A 22,668-nucleotide genomic window follows, 5' to 3' on the forward strand; every position below is an offset into this window, starting at 1 on the left:
ACGGCCGGAAGCGAAAGAAAGCCCAGGACGTTGTTCTCGAATTCTCGGAAGGTGCGAAAGCATGGGGGTTGATGCGCTGGAGCGCACTGCCGTGAAGCCGGATTCCGACGGCCTGACGGGAGTGCGGCTGCACACACGGATGCCGGTCACACCGGCCTGGCTCGCCCGGTACGTCGTACCGGTCGCCCGCGCGCTGAACGAGGCGGGCGCTCCCGCCGTCCAGCTGCGCCGCGGGTGGCTCCACGGGCCGCACGTCGACATCCTCGCCCGCGACGCCACCGGCGTCCCGGGCGGCGGCCCCGACTGGGACGGCGTCGCCCGGGCCCTGGACGCCGGCCCGCTCGACCCGCCCCGGGCCCTCACCGAGGAGACCTACCTCGACCAGGCCCGCGAGTTCGGCCGCCTGGAAGCCGTCCAGCCGCCCTACCTGCCGCTGCGCGAGCACGGCGCCGTCGAGCGGATCGGCGGCGCCGACGGCGGACCCTCCGCGGCCACCGCCCGCGACCCCCGCCTCGGCCGCTTCCGCACCGTCGTGCACGGGGCCCTGACCCCCGCGCTCCTCCGGACGATCGACGGCCTCGCCGGCGAGCCGGGCACCGGCACGCTCCGGCTCGCCGAGGCCTTCGTCGCGCTCGCCGACACCCACACCCTCGGCCTCGGATACGGGGTCTTCTCGCCCCGCTCCCACGTCGAGGCCTTCCTCGCCTGGGCCGCGCCCACCAAGGACGTACGCCCCGTCTTCCGGCAGCGCCTCGCCCAGGACGCGGCCGCGCTCCGCCGGGTCGTCGAGCAGCGGCTGAGCGGCGAGGTGTCCGCCACCGCCGCCGCCTGGCGCACCGGACTCGCCTACGGCGCGGGGGCGCTGGAGAGCGCGGTCGCCGCCGGCACCCTCACGCTCGACCTGCTCGACGGTGCCACCGCCGGGCTCGACCGCTCCGAGATGGGGCCGCCCGGGGCCACCACCGTCGTCCCGCAGGGCGAGCAGCCCGACAGCGACTTCCACCGGACCGTCGGCGAGGCCGGCGTGACCTCGGCCCCCTCCCCGTGGTTCGCCTCCTTCCGCCTCCTCACCAACCTCTTCTACGAGCAGCTGCCGCTGCTCACCGTCTCCCCGATGCAGCGCTACTACACCTGCTTCGCCGTCGCCGAGACGGTCGACGAGGTCCTCGGCGTCTCCTGGCGCGAGCGCATCGCAGCGAACGCCCCCGCCGGGGGCACGACTTCCGCCGCCTCCGCCCCGAGCGCCGCTCCGGGCACCGCCCCCGAGGGAGCCCTTCGATGACCGCCCCCGTGATCGGCACCCCGACGGACCTGCCCGGGACCGCACAGTCCGGCCCGGCGCCCGCGCCCGTGGGCGTACCGACGCCCGGCCCGGCGCCCGTGCCCGTGGACGTACCGACGCCCGCACCGAAGCCCACACCCACGTCCGCGCATGCCGCGCCCGCCCCCGAACCCCTCTGGTTCCTGCGGGTCAACCCGCTGCGCCGGGCCCGGCTCGCCGACGCCGGGCTGCGCCGGCAGCTCGTCCTCCTCACCGCCGCCGAGCAGACCCTCGCCGAGGCCTCCGCGGCCGCGTCCGACGAGCTGTACGAGCGGATCGGCGCCGCGACCGACGACGCCGAACGGCGTGAACTGATCGCCCTGCGCCGCGCCGTGAACAGCGGCAAGGCACCGAAGAAGGCGCCGGGGCCCGCCACCCCCGTGCTCGACGCCTGGCTCGCGGCCCGCCGGGAACGCGAGCGGATCCGCGAGGAGCTCGTCACCGGCTACCCCGACGCGGCCGAGCGCGAGCGCGGAGTCCTCGCCGAACTCCTCGGCGACCCCGACCTGCTGCGCTCGCTCGCCCTCGTCGCCCCCGAGGTCCACCAGGAGGCCGAGCGCTACCGCGCCGCCGTCCGGGCCCCCGGCAGGGTCCCCTCCAAGTCCCGCAAGTCCGAGCGCGGCCTCATCCAGTACGTCACCCGCGCCATGGTCCGTACGAGCCCGCTCGCCCGCTTCACGGCCGTCGGGATCGCCGAGCCCGACCCGGCCGCCCCCGGCCCCGACGAGGCGGGCTTCGGCGGCGCGACCGCCTTCCCCGGCCTCGACCGCGTCATGCTCAACTATGTGCTCGGCGGACTGCCCGACCCCGCCGACCGGGCGATCGAGGACCTGTGGATCGGCCTCCCGCCGACCTCCGCACCCGACCCCGCCGCCGGGAAGCTGTTCTTCCTGAAGCCCGCCCCCGAGGGGATGCGCCGCGCCGCCGTCTCCCTCGACGGCCCCGCCGGAGACCTCCTCGACGCGGTCTCCATGGGCCCCCGCCCCTTCGCGTCCGTCGTCGCCCATGTCGCCGAACGCTCCGGCATCGCCGCCGGGGACGCCGACCAGAAGGTCCGGGGCGCCGTCGCCCAGGGTCTCCTCTGCACCTTCCACGACGCCGAGGACGGCTCCACCGACTACGACGTCCTCCTCACCCCCGACGACCCCCGCCCGGTGACGAAGCGGCTCACCGACCGCGTCAAGGCCGGCATGCCCGCCTTCACCGCCGCGCCCGCAGCCGAACGCGGCGACGCGCTGGCCGAGTTGCGCGGCGCCCTCGGCGAACTCAGCCACGCCGCCGGCCGCCCCGCGCACGTCACGGTCGAGGAGGACTACGTGATGCCGCCGCTCAAGGTGGCCACGGAACCCTGGAAGGAGTCCCTCAAGGACCTCGGCCCGGCCGTCGAACTCCTCACCGTCTTCGACTGGCTGCACGACGTGCGCGTCCTCATGACCGCCGCCTTCGTCGAGCGCTTCGGCCCCGGGGCGAACGTCCCCCTCGCCGCCAACGCCCCCTTCGTCGTCGGCGAGGTCTCGCGCCGCGCCGCCGCCATGGCCGCCGTGTACGGCCCCGACGGCCCCGGCGACCCGACCGCGCTCAAGGGCATCGGCCCCGCCGACGGCTCCCTGGAGCGCATCTACGAACTGCGCCGCGAGGTCACCGAGGCGCTCCACGCCCTCATCGGCCAGGCCGTCGAGCGCGGCGACGACACCCTCCGCATCAGCCCGGAGCAGGTCGCCGGCCTCACCGGCGACCTGCCGGAACGCTTCCGCCGCGACCCGCTGATCTACGGCATCCTGCTCCAGCGCGGCGACGGCCACCTCGTCCTCAACGACGGACTGCCGGGCCACGGCATGCTCTACGCCCGCTTCCTGGAGGCCGACCGGCGCCTCGGCGGCCGCGCCCTGCCCCGCCTCGCCGACCACGTACGCCGGGTGTACGGCCACGACGGCGCCCGTGTCACCGAGGACCTGGGCCTGCACCGCCTCAACGTCAACGCCCACACGCCGATCCTGCCCGGCGGCCTCACCCCCGACGACTGGTTCGGACTGCGGCTCGCCCACGACCCCGAGACCGACTCGCTGCGCGTCGAGGACGCCGAGGGCGCCCCCCTGCGGGTCCTGCCCCTCGGCACCGGCCACCCCGGCCTCTTCCCGCCGCCGTTGTCCGTCGCCTCCGGCCTCGCCATCAGCGGCCGCCTCTTCAACGCCCTCCCCAACAGCTGGCACGCCGCCACCCCCTGGGACCGGGCCACCACCCGCACCGCCCCGCGGATGGCCGTCGGCGACGTCCTCATCGGCCGCCGCCGCTGGTACGGAGGAGAGGAGCTCGGCGCCGCCCTGGCCGCCGGGCCCGAGGAACACGAACGGCTCCTCGCCCTCAACGCCTGGCGCGCCAAGTACGGCGTCCCCGAGGAGGTCGTCGTCAAGACCGTCCCCGAGGACGAGGGCCCGCTCTCCGTCGGCGCCCCCGACATCCAGTCCAAGCGCCTCCAGCAGAAGCCCCAGTACGTGGACCTGAGCAGCGCGCTCGGCGCCCGCGTCCTGCCCCGGATGCTGGAGCGCCGCGGCGCCGACACCGGAGGCAGCTACCTGGAGGAGGCGCTGCCCGGCGTCGTCGACGGCACCCACGCCACCGAGTGGGTCGTCGAGGTCGGCCGGACCGCCGGCGGCCGCTTCACCTACCACCCGACCACCGAGGAGGAGCGATGACGAGGCCCGCGGCGGCGCTCAGGACGCGCCCCGACCTGCACTACGCGCCCGTCCCCGGCGGGGTCTACTTCAGCGGCGCCCGCGCCCGGTTCGTGCTGCGCGGCTCCGAGGTCCTGCACGCCGTCGCCCAAGGCTGCGTCCCGCTCCTGGAGGACGGCACCGACGAGGACGCGCTCGTCGCCGAGATCGGCACCGAACGCGCCCGCCCCGCCGTCCGCCTCCTCGTCGACACGCTCCGCGAGAACGGGCTGCTCCTCGACCCGACCGCGCACACCGCGCCCGAACCGCCCGCCGACGTACGGCAACGGCACGCCGAGTCGCTCGCCCGCCTCGAAGGCCTCCTCGACGACCCGTACGGCGCCTTCGCCCGGCTCCGTACCGCGACGGTCCTGGTCACCGGCCCCGCGGCCGCGGCGGGCCCGGCCGTGCGCGGACTGCGCCGGGCCGGGGTCGGCACGGTCCTCACGCCCGACGACGGCCCCGCCGGCAGCCCCGACGCGGTGCTCGACATCCGCGAGGACGACGGGACGCCCGGACCGGCGGCCGACGTGCCCCTCGTCGTCCCCGTCCTCCTCGGCGGCACCGGCGTCACCCTCGTCGGACCCGCCCTCACCGGACCCGGACACCCGGCCGTCCGGGCCGCGTTCCACGACCGGGCCCGTGTCTGGGCCGCCGCCGAGTCCACCGCGCCCGCGCCCCGCCCCATGGCGGACGCGCTCGCCGGAGCCCTCGGCGCGCAGCTCCTCATCGACACCCTCACCGGTACGGCGGACACGGGCGAGGCCCATGTCGTGCACGGGACGGACCTGGTCTCCGACCGGGTCACCGTCGAGGGAGCCCACCAGGCGGCCGCGACCGGCCGACCGGGCTCCCTCACCGAAGGCCCCCTCACCCTCGGCGACGCGCCCGCCGACCCCCGCCCCGAACCGGACGAGGCACGCGAGGCGGCGACCCCGCTCGCCGCGCGCTGGACCGGACCGCTCGCCCTCACCGAGGGCGCCGACCTGCCGCAGATGCCGCTCGCCCTGCGCGCCGCCGAGCTCCGCGCCGCCGGCCGCCCCACGACCACGGTCCTCGCCTGGGCCGCCCATCAGGAGACCGCCACCGTGGCGGCCACCCTGCAGGCCCTGCGGGCCCTCATCCCCGGGGCTCCCACCCCGGCGGCCGGTCCGCACGCCCACATCCCCGGGGCTTCCACCCCGGCGGCCGGGCTCACGAGGGAACACTGGCTCCTCGACGGCGCGTTGCGCCTGCTCGCCGAGGAGACGGCGCCCCTTCCGGCGACGACCGCCACCCCGCACGTGCCGCCCGCGGCCCTCCCGGCGGGCGCTCCCGCCGCGGCCGCGGGCGGCGTGGCGTGCGAGGACCTCGACGCGGAGGGCCTGCGGATCCTCGCCGGACTCCGCGACCTCCTGCCGAACGAACCCGCGATCCGGCTCCACGGCGTGTCCGGCCTCGACTGGCGGCTCGCCGAGGTGACCGCCGACGGCGTCACCCTCGGCCGCGCCTGGGGCGCCGACCCGGCGGAGGCCGCCCGGAACGCCCTGTGCACCGCGCTCGCCCACGTCCAGACCGCGGCCGGCCCCGGCACCGTCGACCCGCTCTCCACCGACGCCCTGCTCTTCGCCGACCGCGCCGCCCTGGACGCCCTCCGCGCCCGACTGGCCGCCCGCACCGGCACCACGTACCGGGGCGAGGCCCTCCGCCACGACCCCGTGCTCGGCGAGCTACCCCTCTGGTACGGCCCCGTGGAGGCCCACGATGCCCACTGACACACTCACCCCCGTCCCCGCCCCGGCCCTCGCCCGCGGCCCCGGGCTCGACGCCCGCCCCGCCGACGAGGCCTGGCGCTCCGCGCTCGACGTCCTCGCCGACCTCCTCCCCGAGGGCACCGTCGCGGTCGACCGCGGCTGGCACCTCGACTGGGAGCGGGCGCGGTTCGACGAGGCCGTCGCCGCCGGCCGGGCCCATCTCTCCGTCCGCCTCCTGGGCGACGAGGTCCTGGTGGGGCCGCTCTGGCGGCCCGGCACCGACGCGGGCTGCGCGGGCTGCGCGGAGGTCCGCGACCGCACCGTCCCCGACCACCCCCTCGTCGGCGACCTGCGGCACGCGACCGCAGCCCCCGGGCCGGGCGCGCCGCTCCTCCCCGAACTGCTCCGGGCGACCCTGGAGCACCTGGTGAGGCGGCCGCTCGGGCCCGGCGAACTCTTCTCCGTCTCACCGCGCGGCCTGCGCCGGCACCGGATCGCCCGCAGCTTCCACTGCCCGCTCTGCGGACCGGCGTACGAGCGGCTCGACGGCATGGAGGCCCCGGCGCCGCTCACGCCGGCCGACCGGCCCGCGTTCCCGGACGACTGCACGCGCACCGCCGCCAGCCGGCTCGTCGAGCGCGGGGTGCTCCAGGAGCGCCTGGTCGACGACCGCTTCGGTCCCGTCCGTGCGCTCCTGCGCGAGTCCCGCGCCCCGTTCGCGATGAGCATGGCCGTCGTGCCGGACGCCCCGGCGATGGGCCACGGCCGCGCCCGGACCTTCGCCGAGACCGGACCCGTGGCGATCCTGGAGGCGTACGAGCGCCTCGCGGGCTTCCCGTACGACATCCCCGTCCTCACCCACCGGCCGTACGCCGAGGTCGCGGAGCACGCCGTCGACCCGGCCGGTCTCGGGCGGTACACGGCCGAGCAGCTCGCCCACCCGACCAGCAGGGCCACGCCGTTCGACACGGACACGCCGATGGACTGGGTGTGGGGCCACGACCTCGACGACGGGCGCGCCCTGCTCGTCCCCGCCGACCACGCCTTCTACCAGTACGAGTACAACCACCGCCGCGACCGCAGGGCCGCCCGCGCCGCCGGGACGCCCGGCCGCAAGCACTACTTCTACGAGTCGTCCAGCGGCTGCGCCGTCGGCGCCAATCTCGAAGAGGCCGCCCTGCACTCGCTGTTCGAGCTGGCGGAACGGGACGCGTTCCTGCTCTCCTGGCACCGGGCCGCCCCGCTGCCGACCATCCCGAACTCCTCCCTCACCGACCCCACCAGCCGCGCCATGATCGAGCTCATGGAATCGCGCGGCTTCGACGTGCACCTCCTCGTCGCCACCCAGGACATCGGCCTCCCGGTCGTCTGGGTGCTCGCGGTGAACCGGCTCAACCCCTTCCCCGCCACCTTCTCCTCGGCCGGCTCCGGCGCCGACCCGCAGTCCGCGATCCGCGGCGCCCTGCGCGAGGTCGCCCAGCTCGTCACCAACCCGGTCGACTGGACCCGGGAGACCGTCGAACCGATGGTCGAGAACCCGTGGCTGGTCCAGGAGCTGGAGGACCACGTCCGCTTCTCCTCCCTGCCCGAGACCGCCGTCCGCGCCACCGCGGCGCTCGGCGGCCCCCGGGTCACGCTCGACGAGGCCTTCCCCGACTGGCCGGGCCGCATGGAGCGCGGCTCCGGCGGGGACGTGCGCGGCGCCCTGGACTTCGTGCGCGGACTGTTCGCCGAGGCCGGGCTCGACCGGATCGTGCTCGTCGACCAGACCAGCCGCGAACACGCCGACGCGGGCATCCACGTGGCCCGCGCGGTCGTTCCCGGCATCGTCCCGATGTGCTTCGGCCACGCCCAGCAGCGGCTGGCCGGACTGCCCCGGCTCACCGCCGCCCTGCGCGGCACCGGGCAGGAGCACCGGGCGATCCCCCTCGACCCCCACCCGTTCCCGTGACGGCGCCGACGGCCCCGCGCGTGGCGGACGCGGGCGCCGGGGTTCCGCCCCGGCGCGGCCCGGTCGACCTGCCCGGCCCCGAGGGCGACAACAGCATCGCCCGCGAACCCCTCTGGTACGCGTACGGGGCCGGGGACGACGAACCGGAGGCGCCCCCCTGGACCTGGGTACCGCAACCGCCGCCCGACACCCACGTCCCGCCCCCGCCGCCGCGCGGGGGCGGCCCGCGCCGGACCCTGCCGCTCGGCACCCACGACCGGCTCGCCGCCCTGCCCTACCCGGCGCCGCCACCCCGCGGCGCCGGGGGCGGGGGCGCGGCCGAACCGGTCGAGGACCGGCTCGGCCGCGCCCTCGTCACCGCCTTCGGGCCCCAGCGCAGGGAGCCCGAGAACCCCTACAACGACCACCGGCCGTACGCCTCGCCACGCTGCCTCTTCCCCGTCCACGCCTTCGTGGACGGGGGCGCGGGCATGCCGTGGCGCCTTCTCGAACCCGACCGGCACGCCCTCACCGGCACCCCGGCGGCCCCCGCCCGGAACGTCGTCCTCACCGGCCGGTACACGAGCGTGCCGCCCGCCTACCAGTGGTTCCGCGGCTCGCTCATCGCCATCGAACTCGGTTTCGTCCTCCGGGCGTTGAGCCTCGGCCTCGAACTCTTCGACGTATCCGCGCGACTCCGGCTCCCGGGCCCGGACGCCCACGCCCTGCTGCCCGCCCTGGGACTCGACGACGCCTGGGCGTGGTCCCTGCCGTTCGTCGTGGAGCTGGGCGACGAGGGGGCGGGGGAGACCCCGCGGGCCCCCGCGCCGGAGCCGCCGGCCCACCTCACCCGTACCGACCCCGCCCTCGCCGCGCTGATCCGCGTCAACCGGGAGCAGACGTACGAGGGCGCACCCGTCCCGCTCACCACCGCCGTCCCGGACGGCCTCGGCCCCTCGGCGACCGTGCCGGACTGGGCCGAGCTGCTGTGGCGCCGCCACTCCGGGCGCATGCCCCGCGCCCTGCACGGCATGAGCGGCCGGCGCGGGACGGTGCCTGCCGAGGTGCTCGACAGCGCCGCCCGCTGGCTCTCCGTACCGCCACCCGGCCCGGAACTCGGCACCGCCTTCGGGGCGTTGAACGTCACCGCCGTCGTCCGGGGCGTCGAAGGACACGTCGACGGCGTCCACCGGATCCGGGACGGCGCCATGCGCCTGGAGCGCGCCGACGCGACCGCCGCCGAGCGCCTCGAGGAGCAGTACGGCTACGGCGTCTCGCCCGTCAACGGCTGCGGCATCCGCCACGCCCCGCTCACGGTGTTCCTGTCCGTCCGGACCCGGGAGCTCTTCGAGCGCCTCGGCACCGCCGGCTGGGGCGCCGTCCAGCACGCCGCCGGCTGGGCCGCGCACGGGCTCTGCCTGTCCGCCGCGGCCTCCGGCCTCTTCGCCCGCCCCGTGCGGGCCTTCAAGGAGATCCCCACCCAGCGCGTCCTCGGCCTGGACCCCGACGAGATGATCGTCCTGTCCGTGGTCGTGGGAGTACCGCAGGACACCGGCGGCGCGCTGCTCGACCTCAGACTCTGAAGGAGCGTCCCCGTGACCCCGACGACGACCCCGACCCCGACCCCGACGACGACCACGACGGCGACGCCGGCCCCGCCCCCCACGACAGGGGCGACCGAATGGACCGCCTGGCACCTCCACCTCGGTACGACGGCCCGGTCGGCACACGACCGGGCCGTCACCGATGTCATCGGTCCCACGATCCGCGAACTGGCCCCCGGCACACCGTGGTTCTTCATCCGGTACTGGCAGTCCGGCCCGCACCTCCGGCTCCGCGTCGGCGACCTCGACACGGCCGCACGCGCGCGTGTGGCGGCCGCCCTCACCGAGCGCCTGGCCGTGGCCGGCGCGCCCGCCCCGGGCGAGGAACCGCTCGACCCCGCCGCCTATCGCAGCGGGGCCGAGCGGCTCGCCGCGGCGGGCGAGACCGGCGAGAACACCTCCGTGAAGGCCCTGCTGCCCCCCGGTGTCCACCCGGCCGTCTACGAGCCGGAGTTCGACCGCTACGGCGGCCGGGCGCTGATGCCCGCCGCCGAGTCCCTCTTCACCCTGTCCAGCAGCCTCGTGCTCGCCGCCCTGCCCAAGGTGGGCAGCGAGCGGCAGCGCGCCGTGCTCGCCCTGCGCGGCACCGTCGCGGTCGCCGCCGCCCTCGGGGACCCGGCGGACCGCGCGTACTACTTCGCCCATGGTCTCGGCGCCTGGCGCGCCTGGGCCGCGGAGGCCGGCCACCCGGCCGCACTCCTCGACACGATCACCCGGGTCGAGGGGGCGGTGACCCTCGACCCGGGCACCCACGGCCCCTTCGCAGGCTGGCACGCCCGCATCGCCGCCCACGCGGACGAGATCCGCGAGCAGTCGCCGGCCCACCCGGGCATGGTCCTCTTCTCACACGCGCACATGCTCCACAACCGGCTCGGTCTGAGCCTCCTGGAGGAGCTGCGCACCTACGCGGTGCTGGCCCATGCCTTCCCCGTACCGGAGAACACCCCCGTACCGCAGAACGTCTGACCCCCAGACCCCCCCCACGGGGATCACGAAAGGCCCGGCCGGTCTCCCGGTCGGGCCTTTTCGTGGTGCGCGTCCGACGGCTACTCGGGGCGCGGGTCCCAGCGGAAGCTGCGGACGGCGATCAGGGCGCCGATGACACCCCAGGCGGCGAGGACCGCCAGGTCACGCCACTGGAAGCCGGCGTCCTGGGTGAAGAGCGCCAGCATGGCGTCGTTGAACGGCTTCACGGGCAGCAGACCCGCGATGGTGTTGAGGAGCTCCGCGTGGATCGGGAAGTAGCTGCCCGAGATGAAGACCAGCGGGAACTGGATGAACTGCACGACGGCCGGGGCCGCCTCGGAGTTCTTGATCAGTGAGGCCACGCCGACACCGAGCGCGCAGAAGCTCGCCGCGCCCAGGACGAGCGTGAGCAGGACCGCGCCCCAGTGGGTGGGCAGATCGACGCCGTAGAGCGCGCCGATGCCGAAGACGAGCGCGACGTCGACGATGCTGACGACGACGCAGTGCACGAGCAGACCGGCGAAGTAGACCCAGGCCGGCAGCGGCGTGGCGTGCAGCCGCTTGAGGATCCCGGTCTGCCGGCGCATCGCGAGCACGATCGCCAACTGGCCGTAGCAGGCGCCGAGTACGGACACCGCGGCGATCACCGGCGTGTAGTACTGCATGCCGGTCAGACCGAAGAAGAAGTCCTGGCCCTCGCTGCCGCTGAACACGGCGCCGAAGATGCCGATGATGACGATCGGCAGCACGAAGGTGAAGACCATCGACTGCGGGTTGCGCCAGAACGACAGCTGCTCGTAGCGGATCTGATGACCCAGCAGGGCCAGCGGGTTCCGCGCGGGCGGGGCGTCCGCGCGGGCCGCCGGGGCCGCCGGAGCGGTCGTCTCGGCGGTCGGGGGGATCAGGGTGGTCATGAGCGGCTCCGTCCGGGTCGGCGGCCTCGTCCGGCGGGCGCCTTGCGCTCCCGCGCGGACGACGGCGAGGAGGCTTCCTGCTGTACGTACTCGCTGGTCAGGCTCAGGTAGACGTCCTCGAGCGTGGGCTGCTCGACGGTCAGCCGGTCGAGCGGCGTGCCCCGGTCGAGGGCCCAGCCGGTCAGCCGGTGCAGCGCGGTCGTCGGCTCGGTCGTCTCGGCCGTCACCAGACCGTCCTCCACATCGCTCACCGGCAGCGGTACGTCGGCGAGCGCGGCGCCCGCCGGCAGCGCGAAGCGGATCCGGGTCTGGGCGCTGTCGCGGCCGCCCAGGGTGTCCGGGGTGCCCGAGGCGACGATCCGGCCCTCGGCGATGACCACGACCGAGTCGGCCAGCGCCTGCGCCTCGTCCATGTAGTGGGTGGTGAGGACGATGGTGGTGCCGTCGTCGCGCAGATTGCGCACGACGTCCCAGGCGCCGCGGCGCGCGTTCGGGTCGAAGCCGGTGGTCGGCTCGTCCAGGAACAGCAGCCTGGGCCGGCCGACGACGCCGAGCGCCAGGTCGAGCCGGCGCTTCTGGCCGCCGGACAAGTCCTTGACCTTGGCGCCCTTCTTCTCGTTCAGGCCGACGAGGTCGAGCAGTTCGTCGACGTTCCGCGGGTCCGGGTAGTAGCCGGCGTTGCGGGCCACGGTCTCCCGTACCGACAGATAGGGCTCCACGGCGATGTCCTGGAGGACGAGTCCGACCTGGCCGCGCAGCCAGTGGCCGTCGGCCTTGACGCCGGGGTCGCGGCCGAGGACCTCGACCCGCCCGCCGTCGCGCTCCCGGAAGCCCTCCAGGATCTCCAGGGTGGTGGTCTTGCCCGCGCCGTTCGGCCCGAGCAGGGCGAAGATCTCGCCCTCGGCGACGCTGAAGTCGACGCCGCGCACGGCCTCGTGGTCGCCGTACCGCTTCTGCAGGCCTTCCACGGCCACCGCGGCGGTCACCGCGGTCCCTCGGCTCGTGTCACTGTGTGCCTCCCGGCGTGGTGGTGGGACGTCGTGGGGTCGTCGCCCGCAGACGGACTCCGGGGCGCAGCCTCGACGTTAGGTCCGGGCCGGTGGGCCCGGCCGGGCCCGCGGGGGCGGCGGTGACGGACGTCATGGAAGCCGCGACAGTTGTCAGAGGGGCGCGTGACCCGCGTTGCCGGGGGCCGGTGGGCGACCCATGCTCGGGGTGCGGCGGACGGCAGGGCTGCGGGAGACCGCGGCCGGCGACGCCGACGGTGCCGACACAGCAGCGACGCGGAAGGCGGTCTCAAAGGTGCGGTTCGGGGATCTGGACGAGTGGGGAGCGGAGGAGCGGCCGCACGTCTCGGTGGTCGGTGCCGGCATCGGCGGACTGACGCTGGCCGGTGCGCTCTCCTCCATGGGCATTCCGTACACGGTGTACGAACAGACGCGGCGGCTCGCGGAGGTGGGGGCGGGAGTGCAGCTCTCGCCCAACGCGGTCAGGCCGCTGCTGCGGCTCGGCCTCGGCCCTGCCCTGCGCGAGCGGGCGGTGGCGATCGAGGCCATGGAGGTACGGGGGTGGAGCGGGCGGCCGATCGCCCGGACGCCTCTCGGCGCGGAGTGCGAGCGGATGTTCGGGGCCCCGTACTACACGGTGCACCGGGCGCATCTCCACGACGCGCTCCTCACCCTCGTCGACGAGGGCAGCCTCAAGCTGGGCGAACGCCTCAGCGAGGCGCGGGAGACAGGAGCGTCGGGTGACGGTGTCCGGCTGACCTTCGAGGACGGGACCGTCCGCGGGGCGGAGCTGGTGGTGGGAGCCGACGGCATCCACTCCACGGTCCGCGAGGCGTTCCGGCGCGACGAGCCGGAGTTCTCGGGGCTCGGCATCTACCGGGGTCTGGTGCCGATGGACCGGCTCCCGGACGACGCCCGCGCGCCACTGGTGCGCCTCTGGCTCGGCCCGGGCGGGCACTTCGTGTGCTACCCGGTCGCGGCGGGGGAGTACCTGAGCTTCGCGGCGACGGTGCCGATGGCGCAGTCCCCGGGCGAGTCCTGGTCGGTCCCGGGCGATCCGGAGGCGCTGCGCCGCGTGTTCGGCGGCTGGACCGGTCTGGTCGCGGACGTCGTGGGTGCCGTCGAGACGACCCTGCAGTGGGCGCTGCACGACCGCCCGCCGCTGGACGTGTGGTCCTCGCGCCGGCTGACCCTGCTCGGCGACGCCGCGCACCCGATGCTGCCGTTCATGGCGCAGGGGGCGAACCAGGCGGTCGAGGACGCGATGGACCTGGCGGCCTGTCTGGCCGGCCCGGCGCCGTCGACGACCGCGGCCCGGCTGGACCGCTACCAGTCGCTCCGGATCCCGCGCACCGCGGAGATCCAGCGCGGCTCGCGCGGCAACGCCGGCATCCTGCACCTGCCCGACGGTCCGGCCCAGCGCCGCCGCGACGCCCGCATGGCCGTCCACGCGGCCCTCCGTGACCGGGCGATGCTGTACGCCCACGAGACGGGCAGGAGCGTGGTGCCGACTCCGGCGTGACGACGGCCGGGGCGCACGAGCCCCGCCCATTGGCCTAGACCTATTATGTGACCCTGCCCGCGACGGTACGTTCGTCCCCGGCTGCGCAGCGGCACATTCCGCACCGCATCGCACCGCAACGCTCCACATCGCATCGTCACGCACTCCGCCGGGGCATCCCGGCGGTGCGCTACTGATCCGGCCCCCGGCCCGGGCGGCGGCGGCCGCCCGGCCCGGGGACCGTCATGTGAACAATCGATTCAGCACTCGATGATGTTCACCGCGAGACCGCCGCGCGCGGTCTCCTTGTACTTCACGCTCATGTCCGCGCCGGTCTCCTTCATGGTCTTGATGACCTTGTCGAGGGAGACCAGGTGGCTGCCGTCGCCGCGCATCGACATCTTCGCCGCCGTGACGGCCTTGACCGCCGCCATGCCGTTGCGCTCGATGCACGGGATCTGGACCAGGCCGCCCACCGGGTCGCAGGTCAGGCCCAGGTTGTGCTCCATGCCGATCTCGGCCGCGTTCTCCACCTGCTCCGGCGTGCCGCCGAGGACCTCCGCGAGGGCGCCCGCCGCCATCGAGCAGGCCGAGCCGACCTCGCCCTGGCAGCCGACCTCGGCGCCGGAGATCGAGGCGTTCTCCTTGAAGAGCATGCCGACCGCGCCGGCCGCCAGCATGAAGCGGACGATGCCCTCGTCGTCGGCGCCGGGCACGAAGTTCGTGTAGTAGTGCAGGACGGCGGGGATGATGCCGGCCGCGCCGTTCGTCGGGGCGGTGACCACCCGCCCGCCCGCCGCGTTCTCCTCGTTCACGGCCATCGCGTAGAGGGTGATCCACTCCATGGCGTGCATCTTCGGGTCGCCCTCGGAGCGCAGCTTGCGGGCCAGGTTCGCGGCGCGCCGGCGGACCTTGAGGCCGCCGGGCAGGATGCCCTCGCGGGACATGCCGCGCGAGACGCAGGACTGCATGACCCGCCAGATCTCCAGCAGGCCCGTGCGGATCTCGTCCTCGGTGCGCCAGGCCTTCTCGTTCTCCAGCATCAGCGCGGAGATCGAAAGACCGGTCTCCTTCGCGAGCCGGAGCAGCTCGTCGCCGGTGCGGAAGGGGTACTTCAGGACGGTGTCGTCCGGGACGATCGGGTTCTCGCCCTGGACGGCGTCCTCGTCCACGACGAAGCCGCCGCCGACCGAGTAGTACGTCTTCTCCAGGACCAGGCCGCCCTCCGCGTCGTACGCGAAGATCGTCATCCCGTTGGCGTGGTACGGCAGGGCCTTGCGCCGGTGCAGGATCAGGTCGGCGTCGAAGTCGAAGGGGATCTCGTGCGCGCCGAGCAGGTTGATCCGGCCGCTCGACTTGATCCGCTCGACCTCGTCGTCCGCCGTCTCCACGTTCACCGTGCGCGGTGAGCTGCCCTCCAGGCCGAGGAGGACGGCCTTCGGGGTGCCGTGGCCGTGGCCGGTCGCGCCGAGCGAGCCGTACAGCTCCGCCCGGACGTGCGCGGTGTGGGCGAGCAGTCCCTCGTTCTTGAGGCGGCGGGCGAACATCCGGGCCGCGCGCATCGGTCCCACCGTGTGGGAGCTCGACGGACCGATGCCGATCGAGAACAGGTCGAAGACCGAGATGGCCACGGAGGACTCCTTGTGGGGGCTAGACGCCGTTGTCTGCCGGGGTGGAGCAGAAAAGCGCGGAGAAGAAGGACGTACGGAACAGCGCGAGGACATGGGGTGGGGCACCGCGCTCACTGTCCAGTGTGCGCGGTGCCCCGAAGGTCCGTGCGAACAAAAGGGTACGAAATTACTTCAGGCCGGGGTACAGCGGGTGCTTGTCGGCGAGCGCCGTCACCCGGGCCTTCAGCGAAGCGGCCTTGTCGGCGTCGAAGCCGGGCTTCAGGGTCTCCGCGATGATGTCGCCGACCTCGGTGAAGTCCTCTGCCTGGAAACCGCGGGTCGCGAGCGCCGGCGTACCGATGCGCAGACCCGAGGTGACCATCGGCGGGCGCGGGTCGTTCGGAACGGCGTTCCGGTTGACCGTGATGCCGACCTCGTGGAGACGGTCCTCGGCCTGCTGGCCGTCCAGCTCGCTGTCGCGCAGGTCGACGAGGAGCAGGTGGACGTCCGTACCGCCGGACAGGACGGAGACACCGTGGGCGGTGACGTCGTCCCGGACCAGGCGCTCGGCGATGATGCGGGCGCCGTCCAGGGTGCGCTGCTGGCGCTCCTTGAACTCCTCCGAGGCCGCGACCTTGAAGGAGACGGCCTTGGCCGCGATCACGTGCTCCAGCGGGCCGCCCTGGAAACCGGGGAAGACCGAGGAGTTCAGCTTCTTGGCGAACTCCTTCTTCGCCAGGATGATGCCGCCGCGGGGGCCGCCGAGCGTCTTGTGCGTGGTGGAGGTCACCACGTCCGCGTGCTCGACCGGGTTCGGGTGCAGACCGGCCGCGACCAGACCGGCGAAGTGGGCCATGTCGACCCACAGGTAGGCCTCGACCTCGTCGGCGATCCGGCGGAACTCGGCGAAGTCCAGCTGACGCGGGTAGGCGGACCAGCCCGCGATGATCACCTTGGGGCGGTGCTCCTTGGCGAGGCGCTCGACCTCGGCCATGTCGACCAGGCCGGCCTCGTCCACGTGGTACGCGACCACGTTGAACTGCTTGCCCGAGAAGTTCAGGCGCATGCCGTGGGTCAGGTGACCGCCGTGCGCCAGGTCAAGGCCCAGGATCGTGTCGCCGGGCTGGGCGATCGCGAAGAGGGCGGCCTGGTTCGCGGAGGCACCGGAGTGCGGCTGGACGTTGGCGTACTCGGCGCCGAACAGGTCCTTGATCCGGTCGATCGCGATCTGCTCGGCCACGTCGACGTGCTCGCAGCCACCGTAGTAGCGGCGGCCCGGGTAGCCCTCGGCGTACTTGTTGGTGAGGACGGAGCCCTGCGCCTCCATGACGGCGACCGGAGCGAAGTTCTCCGAGGCGATCATCTCGAGCGTGGACTGCTGACGGCGGAGCTCGGCGTCGACGGCGGCGGCGACGTCCGGGTCCAGCTCGTGGAGAGGAGTGTTCAGAAGCGACATGAATCGATCCCTAGGGGTCTCGGGTTAGCCGGCGGTGAAGGCGGCGTACTCGTCGGCGGTGAGCAGGTCCTCCGGCTCGCCCGTGAGCCGTACCTTGAACAGCCAGCCACCCTCGAACGGAGCGGTGTTCACGAGGGACGGGTCGTCCACGACGTCCTGGTTGGCCTCGACGATCTCGCCCGTCACCGGGGCGTACAGGTCGCTGACCGACTTGGTGGACTCCAGCTCGCCGCAGGACTCGCCCGCGGTGATCGTGGACCCGACCTCCGGGAGCTGGGCGTAGACGACGTCACCGAGCGCGTTGGCGGCGAACTCCGTGATGCCGACGGTCGCGACGCCGGCCTCGGCGTCCGACAGCCACTCGTGCTCCTTGGTGTAGCGCAGCTGCTGGGGGTTGCTCATGACCTGATTCTCCTGGATCGAGGGAGTACTGATGAACGTGGGTCTTGCGGGGTGAGACGCGAAGTGAGACGGATACGTCACTTCTGGCGCTTGTAGAACGGCAGCGCCACGACCTCGTACGCCTCGTGGGTGCCTCGGATGTCCACACCTACACCCTGGGTGCCGGGCTCGGCGTGCGCCGCGTCCACGTACGCCATGGCGATCGGCTTTCCGAGGGTCGGGGACGGGGCGCCGGAGGTGACCTCGCCGATCACCACGCCGTCCTTGACGACGGAGAAGCCGGCGCGCGGCACCCGGCGGCCCTCGGCGACCAGACCGACGAGCTTGCGCGGCGGGGCGGTCTCGGCACGCTCGGCGGCCTTCTCCAGCGCCTCGCGGCCGACGAAGCGGCCGTCGTTCGTCGTCTTCTCGAACTTCACGACCCGGCCCAGGCCCGCGTCGAAGGGCGTCAGCGCGGTGGTCAGCTCGTGGCCGTACAGCGGCATGCCCGCCTCCAGGCGGAGCGTGTCACGGCAGGACAGGCCGCAGGGGATCAGCCCGACCGGCGCGCCGGCCTCGGTCAGCGCCCGCCAGACGCCCTCGGCGTGCTCGGGCTTCAGGAACAGCTCGAAGCCGTCCTCGCCGGTGTAGCCGGTACGGGCGATCAGCGCGGGTACGCCGGCGACCGTGCCGGGCAGGCCTGCGTAGTACTTCAGACCGTCGAGGTCGGCGTCGGTGATCGCCTTCAGGATGCCGGGGGACTCCGGGCCCTGGACCGCGATCAGGGCGTACGCGTCACGGTCGTCCCGCACCTCGGCGTCGAAGCCGGCCGCGCGCTCCGTCAGCGCGTCCAGGACGATCTGCGCGTTGGAGGCGTTGGCGACGACCATGTACTCCGTCTCGCCGAGGCGGTAGACGATCAGGTCGTCGAGGATGCCGCCGTCCTCCTGGCAGATCATCGTGTAGCGGGCGCGGCCGACGCCCACCGTGGAGATGTTGCCGACCAGGGCGTGGTCGAGGAGCTCGACCGCCCGCGGGCCGGTGACGGTGATCTCGCCCATGTGGGAGAGGTCGAAGAGACCGGCCTTGGTGCGGACGGCGATGTGCTCGTCCCGCTCGCTGCCGTACCGGAGCGGCATGTCCCAGCCGGCGAAGTCGGTCATGGTCGCGCCCAGCGAACGATGCAATGCATCGAGGGCGGTCAGACGGGGGGCAGTGCTCATGGGGTGGCTCCCGGGTCCCAAGGGCGTGATCGGTGACGAAACACATGACGGCGAGGACGTCCTCCCCATCTGTCATGGAACCTGAGAGGTTCACCGAGAGCATCTCGTCGCCGAGAGATCGGTTTGCACCTTGGGTGGGGACACAGGGTGTCCCGCTTTTCAGATCTGCCTCATCCACGCGGTACGGGGCCTGAGAGATTCAAGGGAGGGTCTTGCTCCTTCGGCGTCCGGACACGCCTGGTGTCCGGAACTCTCCCGCGCGGATTCGAGCGGCCGGTATGCGATTGTGTGGCGACTGTGCGCGCCTGGCGCGCACATCATTGCACGCGCGGTCGGCGGGGCACATCGCTTGTGTCCCATTACCGCTTCTTTACACTTTGTGGGCAAGGGTCTTCCCAGGCCCGGCAGGGGGAGAAGCGATGAGGTTCCAGCACACCGGCGCGTACGCGCCGAGTACCGGCATACCGTCCCAGCGAGCCCGTGCCAGGACCCGCGGCCGCGGGCGGATCCTGCGTGACCTGCGCGAGCGCGGCGGCCGCGGCCCCCGCGCCCTCACCTACGCCGCCGGCGACCTGGTGGTCGTCTCCGGGCTGCCCGGCAGCGGCAAGTCCACCCTCATGCGGCGCGCCGCCGAAGGCGCCGGCATCGACTCGCAGGACACCCGGGAGCGCTGGGACGCCCGGATGCCCCGCCTCCTGCCGTACGCCGTCTACCGCCCGCTGGTCCGGATCGCGCACTACGCGGGGCTGCGGCGCGCCCTGCGTTCCGGCGCCGGAGTGGTCGTCCACGACTGCGGCACCCAGTCCTGGGTGCGGGGATGGCTCGCCCGCGAGGCCCGCCGCCGCGGCCGGTCCCTCCATCTGGTCCTGCTCGACGTCGAGCCCGGCACCGCCCGTGAGGGGCAGCGGTCCCGTGGCCGGGGGGTCTCGTCGTACGCCTTCGCCCGGCACCGGCGGGCCGTCGCCCGGCTCGTCGCGGCGGCGGAGTCCGGCCGGCTGCCGCACGGCTGCGCCTCCGCGACCCTGCTCGACCGGGACGCGGCGGACATCCTCCGGAAGATCGGATTCCGCGAGGCGGCCTGACCCGGGCACCCACGACGTACGCGGGGCGGCCCGAGGCGGGTCGCTGTGACGCACGCCCCCTGTCCGGGAGTGCCCGTACACCTTCTTTTGGCCACGGCGGCGCCGGGGCGGCGTTAGGGTGCTGCCGGGGCGGCCGGTACGGCAGGCCGTGCGAGAAGGGGAAACGGGACCGTGGACGTGACGTGGCCGGGCAACGAGCTCGAAGAGGTCCTTGCCGCCTCCCTCGGCAACCCCTCGGCGGGCGCCCGCCTGGTCGAGGTCCTCGGCCGCAGCCGGGTCTGGGTGCCCCTGCCCAACGGCGGTGGACCCGACAGCCCGAATCTGGACCTCGCCACCATGGAGATCGACGGCGCGGCGTACGTCCCCGTTTTCAGCTCCGAGGAGCAGTTCCTCGCCTGCGTCGGCAGCCACATGTCGTTCACCGTCGCCCCGGCCCGTGACTTCGCCCGCGGCCTGCCCCCGCAGCTCGGCATCGCCGTGAACCCGGGCGGCGCCGTCGGCGTCCCGCTGCCCCCGCCGGCCGTCGCCGAGCTCTGCCGCGTCGGCCGCACCCCGCTCGACGGGCCCGCCACCGGCGGCCGCGTCCGGCTCTTCGAGCCCGACTGGCAGGACGACCCCGTCGACTTCCTCGCCGCCGCGTCCGCCGAGTTCGAGGCCACCGGGGTCGTCACCACCGCCCGCCGGGCGCTCGCCAGCGTCGAGGGCACCGAACCCGCCCTCTTCGTCGGCGTCCAGCTCGTCGCCTGGGACGGCGTCGACCGCAACGCGCCGCTGGACGCCCTCGGCCGGGCCCTCGGCCGCGTCGAATGCGCCTGGCCGGTCAACCTCATCCTGCTCGACATGGCACAGGACCCGGTCGGCGACTGGATGCTGGAGCGCGTGCGCCCCTTCTACCAGCGCGCCGCCGTGTGACGGACGGCCTGTTTAAGCTGAACTTCTCGACAGCAGGACAGACGTCGGAACAGACACGGTGACGGAAGAGGGGCGGGACCCAGGGTGAGCGCGTCAGGCACCGCGGCGACCGGACAGGTCGAGCACATGCTGCGCCAGGTGGCACCCGGACGCTACGACGCGTACGAGCAGCTGCTGCACGCCCTCGCCGACGGCGAGCTCTGGATGCTGCTCTGGCACGGTTCGCCCGGCTCGTCCGACGCCCAGTACGGGAACATGGAGGTCGACGGCTTCGGCTACGCGCCCTGCGTCACCTCCGCCCAGGAACTCGCCGCCTCCGGCTGGCACCGCGCCCATGAGCTCGTCACCGGCCGGGAGATCGCCCGCGCCCTCTACCCCGACCGCTGGGGCGTCTGGCTGAATCCGCACGCCCCCGGCGGTGGCGTCGGCATCCCCTGGGCCGACCTGCGCCGGATCGCCACCGGCCTGGACCGGATGCCCGCCGGGCCGCTCCGGGTCACCGAGCCCGCCCTGGAGATCCCGCAGTTCTACGCCCTGCTCACGCAGAACGCGCACCGCACCCCGGCCGTCCGGGCACTGCGACGCGGCTGGGTGCAGCCCGCGCTCGGCTCCCCGTACCTCGCCATCGGCCTCGATCTGTACGACACCTCGCCTGCGGCCGTCGACGCCGTCCGGACGATGATGCGCCAGTCCATCGGATCCGTACCCGAGGGGCTGCCCGTCTCGACGGTCGCCCTCTCGGACGCGTACGACCCGGTGGCCCTCTGGCTGCGGGCGAACGGCCGCCCGTTCTACGACCGCGAGGCGCACGCCGGCCGCGGCGCGGCGCCCGTTCCGGGCTACGGATACCCGCCGCCGGCGCCGTCCGGATACTGAGACGTACCCCTTCTCGCGTTCTGCCCCACGAGCCTCCGGAGTTCGCTCCGGAGGCTTTCGTTCGTCCCTATTAAGGGGCTCGAACGCCCAGTTGAGAGGACATGCCCGATTGGGGGGAAGAGGCCCCGAGATGGTCCGCTCACGTGATCGCGACGTCCGGATAACGGAAGTCGCAGCACCGCATCACGTTTGAGCAAACATTCCTCGTCAGGGCTGGCGGGTGATCACAAGCGCATTGAAGACTCCCCGGAACACCGGGCGTTCGGCTCCTTTCGAGCAGGTGCCCAGCAGGTTGTTCCACCGAGCCGCTACCCGCGGCGGGCAAGGGCCGGCTACCGGCGGCCGAGAGGGGTCCTCACCACGATGACGGCACCACTGCACGAGAAGAGTGCGGGCGAGGCGACCGCCACCGTCGATGGCGCGCCCGACGCCCCCGGCATTCCCGGCGTCCCCGGCAAGGCGATCGAGGGCCGCTCGCCCTGGCAGATCGCCTGGACCCGCCTCAAGCGGGACAAACTGGCCCTCGCGGGCGCCTTCATCGTCGTCTTCCTCGTCCTCGTCGCGATCTTCGCGCCGGTCATCGTGGGCCTCCTCGGCCACCCGCCGGACGAGTTCCACGAGGACCAGATCGACCCGCTGTTCGGCACCCCGATCGGCTCCTGGGGCGGCGTCAGCTCCGACTTCCTCTTCGGAGTCGAGCCGGTCAACGGCCGCGACGTGTTCAGCCGCATCGTCTACGGCGCCCGCATCTCGCTGCTCGTCGCCTTCCTCGCGGCGGTCTTCGCCGTCGTCCTCGGCACGATCCTCGGCATCATCGCCGGCTACTTCGGCGGCTGGATCGACGCGGCCCTCAGCCGGGTCATGGACGTGATGCTCGCCTTCCCGCAGCTGCTCTTCACGATCGCCCTGGTCTCCGTCCTGCCGAACGAACTCCTCGGACTCGACGGCTCCGGCGTCCGCATCGCCGCCCTGGTGCTCGTCATCGGCTTCTTCGGCTGGCCGTACGTGGGCCGCATCGTCCGCGGCCAGACCCTCTCGCTGCGCAACCGCGAGTACGTCGAGGCCGCCCAGAGCCTCGGCGCCGGCCGCCTCTACATCCTGCGCCGTGAGCTGCTGCCCAACCTGATCGCCCCGATCACGGTCTACGCGACCCTCATGATCCCCACCAACATCCTCACCGAAGCGGCGCTCAGCTTCCTCGGCGCGGGCGTGAAGCCGCCCACCGCCTCCTGGGGACAGATGCTGTCGACGGCCATCACCACCTACGAGTCGGACCCGCTGTTCATGGTGATCCCCGGCTTCGCGATCTTCATCACCGTTCTGGCGTTCAACCTCTTCGGCGACGGCGTGCGTGACGCGCTCGACCCGAAGGGCTCCCGCTGACCGTTCGCCGACGACCCGCACGACCCGCCCCTGCCGCTGGCGACAGGAGGCTGAACCC

The 22,668-nt window shown here is 73.8% G+C and carries 17 protein-coding genes and 1 riboswitch; of the genes, 11 read left to right on the forward strand and 6 right to left on the reverse strand.

Features of this window, described 5'->3' with window-relative positions; translation table 11 throughout:
- Positions 1-61 precede the first annotated feature (61 nt).
- From OG392_RS25510 to OG392_RS25535, 6 genes are read left to right on the forward strand one after another with little or no spacing between them, the layout of a single operon-like run.
- Positions 62-1,282, forward strand: a complete 1,221-nt coding sequence (locus tag OG392_RS25510) for a hypothetical protein (RefSeq protein ID WP_329283271.1) — start codon at positions 62-64, stop codon at positions 1,280-1,282.
- Entirely contained in the window at positions 1,279-4,014 is a 2,736-nt protein-coding gene (locus OG392_RS25515; RefSeq protein ID WP_329283273.1) for a hypothetical protein, read from the forward strand. Before OG392_RS25510 ends, OG392_RS25515 begins: the two co-directional genes overlap by 4 nt.
- Positions 4,011-5,786: a hypothetical protein gene (locus tag OG392_RS25520; RefSeq protein WP_329283276.1), complete on the forward strand. Its 1,776-nt coding sequence runs from the start codon at positions 4,011-4,013 to the stop codon at positions 5,784-5,786. Before OG392_RS25515 ends, OG392_RS25520 begins: the two co-directional genes overlap by 4 nt.
- Positions 5,776-7,716, forward strand: a complete 1,941-nt coding sequence (locus OG392_RS25525; protein WP_329283278.1) for a TOMM precursor leader peptide-binding protein — start codon at positions 5,776-5,778, stop codon at positions 7,714-7,716. Before OG392_RS25520 ends, OG392_RS25525 begins: the two co-directional genes overlap by 11 nt.
- Entirely contained in the window at positions 7,713-9,278 is a 1,566-nt protein-coding gene (locus OG392_RS25530) for a nitroreductase family protein (protein ID WP_329283280.1), read from the forward strand. Before OG392_RS25525 ends, OG392_RS25530 begins: the two co-directional genes overlap by 4 nt.
- Positions 9,279-9,290: 12 nt before the next feature.
- The gene (locus OG392_RS25535) at positions 9,291-10,265 is read left to right on the forward strand and encodes a thiopeptide-type bacteriocin biosynthesis protein (protein ID WP_329283282.1); all 975 of its coding nucleotides are present in this window, start codon (positions 9,291-9,293) and stop codon (positions 10,263-10,265) included.
- 80 nt (positions 10,266-10,345) lie between these two features.
- On the opposite strand, the gene OG392_RS25540 is transcribed toward OG392_RS25535, so the two are convergent.
- Positions 10,346-11,179, reverse strand: a complete 834-nt coding sequence (locus OG392_RS25540) for an ABC transporter permease (protein WP_329283285.1) — start codon at positions 11,177-11,179, stop codon at positions 10,346-10,348.
- A complete protein-coding gene (locus OG392_RS25545; protein ID WP_329283287.1) occupies positions 11,176-12,165 on the reverse strand; it encodes an ABC transporter ATP-binding protein in 990 nt (329 codons plus the stop codon). Before OG392_RS25545 ends, OG392_RS25540 begins: the two co-directional genes overlap by 4 nt.
- Before the next feature lie 220 nt (positions 12,166-12,385).
- Here OG392_RS25545 and OG392_RS25550 point away from each other — a divergent pair, with 220 nt between their 5' ends.
- Positions 12,386-13,708 carry an FAD-dependent monooxygenase gene (locus tag OG392_RS25550; RefSeq protein ID WP_443054872.1) on the forward strand — a complete coding sequence of 441 codons (1,323 nt, stop codon included), beginning with the start codon at positions 12,386-12,388 and terminating at the stop codon, positions 13,706-13,708.
- Positions 13,709-13,947: 239 nt separating this feature from the next.
- Here OG392_RS25550 and OG392_RS25555 read toward each other — a convergent pair whose 3' ends face one another.
- From OG392_RS25555 to gcvT, 4 genes are all read right to left on the reverse strand, one after another.
- Positions 13,948-15,318 carry an L-serine ammonia-lyase gene (locus OG392_RS25555; RefSeq protein WP_329283291.1) on the reverse strand — a complete coding sequence of 457 codons (1,371 nt, stop codon included), beginning with the start codon at positions 15,316-15,318 and terminating at the stop codon, positions 13,948-13,950.
- A 166-nt stretch (positions 15,319-15,484) separates the two neighbouring features.
- The gene (gene glyA / locus OG392_RS25560) at positions 15,485-16,753 is read right to left on the reverse strand and encodes a serine hydroxymethyltransferase (protein ID WP_329283293.1); all 1,269 of its coding nucleotides are present in this window, start codon (positions 16,751-16,753) and stop codon (positions 15,485-15,487) included.
- Between the two features lie 24 nt (positions 16,754-16,777).
- Positions 16,778-17,155 (reverse strand): glycine cleavage system protein GcvH, encoded by a 378-nt coding sequence (gcvH, locus tag OG392_RS25565; protein ID WP_329283295.1) that lies wholly within the window; start codon positions 17,153-17,155, stop codon positions 16,778-16,780.
- A 77-nt stretch (positions 17,156-17,232) separates the two neighbouring features.
- Complete coding sequence (gene gcvT / locus OG392_RS25570) at positions 17,233-18,357, reverse strand: glycine cleavage system aminomethyltransferase GcvT (protein ID WP_329283298.1); 1,125 nt, start codon at positions 18,355-18,357, stop codon at positions 17,233-17,235.
- 169 nt (positions 18,358-18,526) lie between these two features.
- A riboswitch (glycine riboswitch) is annotated at positions 18,527-18,625 on the reverse strand.
- Positions 18,626-18,776: 151 nt separating this feature from the next.
- On the opposite strand from gcvT, the gene OG392_RS25575 reads away from it, so the two are divergent.
- The 4 genes from OG392_RS25575 to OG392_RS25590 all read left to right on the forward strand — a co-directional run bounded on the left by OG392_RS25575 (position 18,777) and on the right by OG392_RS25590 (position 22,610).
- Complete coding sequence (locus OG392_RS25575) at positions 18,777-19,439, forward strand: AAA family ATPase (protein ID WP_329283300.1); 663 nt, start codon at positions 18,777-18,779, stop codon at positions 19,437-19,439.
- 171 nt (positions 19,440-19,610) lie between these two features.
- Positions 19,611-20,351 (forward strand): enhanced serine sensitivity protein SseB, encoded by a 741-nt coding sequence (locus OG392_RS25580; protein WP_329283302.1) that lies wholly within the window; start codon positions 19,611-19,613, stop codon positions 20,349-20,351.
- An 84-nt stretch (positions 20,352-20,435) separates the two neighbouring features.
- Positions 20,436-21,227, forward strand: a complete 792-nt coding sequence (locus OG392_RS25585) for an enhanced serine sensitivity protein SseB C-terminal domain-containing protein (protein ID WP_329283304.1) — start codon at positions 20,436-20,438, stop codon at positions 21,225-21,227.
- A 363-nt stretch (positions 21,228-21,590) separates the two neighbouring features.
- The gene (locus tag OG392_RS25590; protein ID WP_329283306.1) at positions 21,591-22,610 is read left to right on the forward strand and encodes an ABC transporter permease; all 1,020 of its coding nucleotides are present in this window, start codon (positions 21,591-21,593) and stop codon (positions 22,608-22,610) included.
- The last annotated feature ends 58 nt before the right edge of the window (positions 22,611-22,668 follow it).

It is taken from the genome of Streptomyces sp. NBC_00691, assembly GCF_036226665.1.
GTDB lineage: Bacteria > Actinomycetota > Actinomycetes > Streptomycetales > Streptomycetaceae > Streptomyces.

Excerpts from the sequence above, each read along its gene's own strand:
- OG392_RS25540 (WP_329283285.1), bottom strand. The coding sequence starts at position 11,179 with ATGACCACCCTGATCCCCCCGACCGCCGAGACGACCGCTCCGGCGGCC.
- OG392_RS25590 (WP_329283306.1), top strand. The coding sequence starts at position 21,591 with ATGACGGCACCACTGCACGAGAAGAGTGCGGGCGAGGCGACCGCCACC.
- gcvT (WP_329283298.1), bottom strand. The coding sequence starts at position 18,357 with ATGAGCACTGCCCCCCGTCTGACCGCCCTCGATGCATTGCATCGTTCG.
- OG392_RS25575 (WP_329283300.1), top strand. The coding sequence starts at position 18,777 with ATGAGGTTCCAGCACACCGGCGCGTACGCGCCGAGTACCGGCATACCG.
- OG392_RS25510 (WP_329283271.1), top strand. The coding sequence starts at position 62 with ATGGGGGTTGATGCGCTGGAGCGCACTGCCGTGAAGCCGGATTCCGAC.
- OG392_RS25525 (WP_329283278.1), top strand. The coding sequence starts at position 5,776 with ATGCCCACTGACACACTCACCCCCGTCCCCGCCCCGGCCCTCGCCCGC.
- gcvH (WP_329283295.1), bottom strand. The coding sequence starts at position 17,155 with ATGAGCAACCCCCAGCAGCTGCGCTACACCAAGGAGCACGAGTGGCTG.
- OG392_RS25520 (WP_329283276.1), top strand. The coding sequence starts at position 4,011 with ATGACGAGGCCCGCGGCGGCGCTCAGGACGCGCCCCGACCTGCACTAC.
- OG392_RS25550 (WP_443054872.1), top strand. The coding sequence starts at position 12,386 with ATGCTCGGGGTGCGGCGGACGGCAGGGCTGCGGGAGACCGCGGCCGGC.
- OG392_RS25515 (WP_329283273.1), top strand. The coding sequence starts at position 1,279 with ATGACCGCCCCCGTGATCGGCACCCCGACGGACCTGCCCGGGACCGCA.
- glyA (WP_329283293.1), bottom strand. The coding sequence starts at position 16,753 with ATGTCGCTTCTGAACACTCCTCTCCACGAGCTGGACCCGGACGTCGCC.